This is a genomic window from Mesorhizobium sp. M7A.F.Ca.AU.001.01.1.1 (genome assembly GCF_004022735.1).
GTDB lineage: Bacteria > Pseudomonadota > Alphaproteobacteria > Rhizobiales > Rhizobiaceae > Mesorhizobium > Mesorhizobium ciceri.
Window position 1 is genome coordinate 1 of sequence record NZ_RZPF01000599.1, and the last position, 4,126, is coordinate 4,126.

At 63.9% G+C, this 4,126-nt stretch carries 3 protein-coding genes; 2 read left to right on the forward strand and 1 reads right to left on the reverse strand.

Annotated features, from left to right (window positions below; translation table 11 throughout):
* The coding region (locus tag EN884_RS27955) for a CHASE3 domain-containing protein (RefSeq protein ID WP_245492000.1) at positions 1–326 on the reverse strand (326 nt) is incomplete at its 3' end.
* Between the two features lie 297 nt (positions 327–623).
* Here EN884_RS27955 and EN884_RS27960 point away from each other — a divergent pair.
* Together EN884_RS27960 and ptsP are read left to right on the forward strand one after the other, a co-directional pair.
* Positions 624–1,877 carry an aspartate kinase gene (locus tag EN884_RS27960; RefSeq protein WP_063169069.1) on the forward strand — a complete coding sequence of 418 codons (1,254 nt, stop codon included), beginning with the start codon at positions 624–626 and terminating at the stop codon, positions 1,875–1,877.
* Between the two features lie 83 nt (positions 1,878–1,960).
* A partial coding sequence (gene ptsP, locus EN884_RS27965) for a phosphoenolpyruvate--protein phosphotransferase (protein WP_128360855.1) occupies positions 1,961–4,126 on the forward strand: 2,166 nt, incomplete at its 3' end.

Sequence of the window (4,126 nt, forward strand, 5' to 3'; positions counted from 1 at the left end):
GCAATCGTCTCGGCCAGTTCAGCCTGCTTTTGCGAAAGCGCGTCCTTGATGTGGTTGATCGGCTGGACGAACTGGTCGTCGGGGGCGGTCAAGCTGTCGATACGGGCAAGTTGCCCCGGAATGGCGCCGACAGCGCTCCGATAGGGTTCGAGATAGGATTTCTCGCCGGTCAGCAGGTAGCCACGCTGGCCGTTCTCGGCTTCCTGTGCCAGAGAAAGCAGACCCGAAAGCAATTGCTGATATTCGATTGCCTCGCGCGCGGCGGCGCGGTTGGCCCGCTGTTCCTCGACCAGCATGGCACGGCTGCCGACAATAAGCGCCAGCACCGCAAAGCCTGCGACAAGCGGGAGCGATTGCCATCGCATGGCACGTCGAAACCGAGCAATCATCATCTGCTATGCCGAACCAAAAGAATTCCCCGCAGGCAGCATTTCGTAGGCGGCGCCGGGGCGGAAGGCAATATGCCGGCTTCTGGAGCCGGCAATTGGCCGCCAGCCTTGCGAAACCTTCGTCATTTGGCTAAGGAGGCCGCGCATTCAGCGGCCGGCGTCAGCCGGCCTTCCGCTTTTCGGGATTCCGGCTTTTGGCTGGGATCCGGCTTCAGGCAAAGGCATTTCGCTCCCATGGCGCGCATCGTGATGAAATTCGGCGGAACCTCCGTCGCCGACATCGCCCGCATCCGCAACGTGGCGCGTCACGTCAAACGCGAGGTCGACGCCGGCCATGAGGTGGCGGTGGTCGTTTCGGCGATGGCCGGGAAGACCAACGAACTGGTCGGCTGGACGCGTGAGGCCTCGCCGATGCATGACGCACGCGAATATGATGCGGTCGTCGCTTCCGGCGAGCAGGTCACGGCCGGCCTGCTGGCCATCACTTTGCAGAACATGGGCGTGCACGCCCGCTCCTGGCAGGGCTGGCAGATCCCGATCAAGACCGATAATGCGCATGGGGCGGCGCGCATCCTCGACATTGACGGTGCGTTCCTGATCAAGCGCTTCGGCGAGGGCCAGGTGGCGGTGATTGCCGGGTTCCAGGGCATCGGCCCGGACAATCGTATTGCCACGCTCGGCCGCGGCGGCTCCGACACCAGTGCTGTCGCCATCGCCGCGGCGGTCAAAGCCGATCGCTGTGACATCTACACCGATGTCGACGGGGTCTACACCACCGATCCACGCATCGAGCCCAAGGCGCGGCGGCTGGCCAAGATCTCGTTCGAGGAAATGCTTGAAATGGCCTCGCTCGGCGCCAAGGTTCTGCAGGTGCGTTCGGTCGAGCTTGCCATGGTGCACAGGGTGCGTACCTTCGTGCGGTCGTCCTTCGACGATCCCGATGCGCCCGGAATGGGGGATTTGCTCAATCCGCCCGGAACGCTCATTTGCGACGAGGAAGAGATCGTGGAACAGCAGGTCGTCACCGGAATTGCCTACGCCAAGGACGAAGCGCAGATTTCACTGCGCCGGGTCGGCGACCGGCCGGGCGTTGCCGCCGGCATCTTCGGGCCGCTGGCCGCGGCCAACATCAATGTCGACATGATCGTCCAGAACATTTCCGAGGACGGCAAGTTCACCGACATGACCTTTACCGTGCCGTCGGGCGATGTCGACAAGGCGCTGGCCGTGCTTGAACGCCTCAAGGCCTCGATCGGCTACGATGTCGTGCAGTCGGAAGCCGGCATGTCGAAGGTTTCGGTCATCGGCATCGGCATGAGGAGCCATGCCGGCGTCGCCGCCACCGCTTTCAAGGCGCTGGCCGACAAATCGATCAACATCCGCGCCATCACGACCTCGGAGATCAAGATTTCGATCCTGATCGACGGCCCGTATACGGAACTTGCGGTTCGTACTTTGCATTCCGTCTACGGTCTGGATAAGCAGTAGCGAGAACGATTTGAGTTGTTGCGTGTGCGCCGGTCGCGGTGGAAACTGCGGCGGGCAGAATGCCCATTGGAGAACAAGCCGCGATGCGTGATCAGGCCAGTGGCCCGCGCGTTTTGCTCAAACGGCTCCGCGAGCTCATGCAGGAGCCGCTGGAGCCGCAGGAGCGGCTTGACCGGATTGTGCGCGACATCGCCTCCAACATGGTCGCGGAAGTCTGCTCGCTCTATGTGCTGCGTGCCGATTCGGTGCTCGAACTCTACGCCACCGAAGGCCTGAACCCGAACGCCGTCCATTTGGCGCAGTTGCGGCTGGGCCAAGGCCTGGTCGGCACCATCGCCGCCAGCGCGCGGCCGCTCAACCTGTCCAATGCGCAGGAACACCCTGCCTTCGCCTACCTGCCGGAGACCGGGGAAGAGATCTACAACTCGTTCCTGGGCGTGCCGGTGCTGCGGGCAGGGCGCACGCTGGGCGTGCTGGTGGTGCAGAACAAGACCATGCGCCACTACCGCGACGACGAGGTCGAGGCGCTGGAAACCACGGCGATGGTGATCGCCGAGATGATCGCCACCGGCGATCTGGCGCGGCTGACCCGGCCCGGCCTCGAACTCGATCTGCGCCGTCCTGTCAGCTTCACCGGCCTGTCCTTCAATGAAGGCGTCGGGCTTGGCCATGTCGTGCTGCACGAGCCGCGCATCGTCGTCACCAATCTGTTCAACGAGGACAGCGAGGAAGAGGTTCGCCGGTTGGAGACCTCACTCAGCTCGCTCAGGCTGTCCATCGACGACATGCTGGAACGCCGCGACGTCGCCTTCGAGGGCGAGCATCGCCAGGTGCTGGAAGCCTATCGCATGTTCGCCAACGATCGCGGCTGGGTGCGACGGCTGGAAGAGGCGATCCGCAACGGCCTGACGGCCGAAGCGGCGGTGGAAAAGGTGCAGAGCGACATGCGCGCCCGCATGCTGCACATGACCGATCCCTATCTGCGCGAGCGGATGAGCGATTTCGACGACCTCGCCAACCGCCTGCTGCGCCAGCTGATGGGGCGCGGGCCGGAAGATGTCGCGGCATCGCTGCCTAAGGACGCCATCATCGTCGCCCGTTCGATGGGGGCTGCCGAACTGCTCGATTATCCCCGCGACAAGATGCGCGGGCTGGTGCTCGAGGACGGTGCAGCGACCAGCCACGTCGTCATCGTCGCGCGTGCCATGGGCATCCCCGTCGCCGGCCAGATGAAGGGCGCTGTTTCCATGGCGGAAAACGGCGATGCCATCATCGTCGACGGCGAGGAGGGCGTGATCCATTTACGGCCGCAGCCCGATCTCGAGGCCGCTTATGCCGAAAAAGTGCGTTTCAGGGCGCGCCGGCAAGAGGTCTACCGCGAACTGCGCAAGAAGCCGTCGACGACCAGGGATGGTGTCCAGGTCGATTTGCTGATGAATGCCGGTCTCGCCGTCGACCTGCCGCAGCTTGCCGAAGCGGGTGCGGCCGGCATCGGTCTGTTCCGCACCGAATTGCAATTCATGGTCGCTTCCACCTTTCCCCGGGCCGAGGCCCAGGAAAAGCTCTACCGCGACGTGCTCGAAGCGGCGCGCGGCAAGCCCGTCACCTTCCGCACCATCGACATTGGCGGCGACAAGGTGCTGCCCTATTTCAAGGGCGCGATCCAGGAAGAGAACCCGGCGCTTGGCTGGCGGGCGATCCGCCTGACGCTCGACCGGCCGGGCCTGCTGCGCACCCAGATACGCGCTTTGCTCAAGGCCAGCGGCGGGCGTGAGCTGAAGCTGATGCTGCCGATGGTGACCGAACTCGGCGAGATCACCCAGGCACGCGAGATCATCGACCGCGAGGTGCGGCATTTGTCGCGCTTTGCCCATCATTTGCCGACCAGCCTGAAGCTGGGGGCGATGCTTGAAGTGCCGTCGCTGCTGTTCCAGCTCGATGAATTGATGAAAGCGGTCGATTTCGTCTCGGTCGGTTCGAACGATTTGTTCCAGTTCGTCATGGCCGTCGACCGCGGCAACACGCAACTGGCCAACCGCTTCGACACGCTGTCGGCACCCTTCTTGCGCGTCCTCAAGCAGATCGCCGATGCCGGCGTCCGCAATCACACGCCGGTGACGCTATGCGGCGAACTCGCCGGCAAGCCGATCTCGGCGATGGCGTTGATCGGACTCGGTTTCCGCTCGATCTCGATGTCGCCGGCCTCGATCGGGCCGGTCAAGGCGATGCTGACGGAACTGCCGCTGGAC

What these genes read in the sequence shown, in the direction of transcription:
- EN884_RS27960 (WP_063169069.1), top strand. Translation starts at nt 624, where the DNA reads ATGGCGCGCATCGTGATGAAATTCGGCGGAACCTCCGTCGCCGACATC.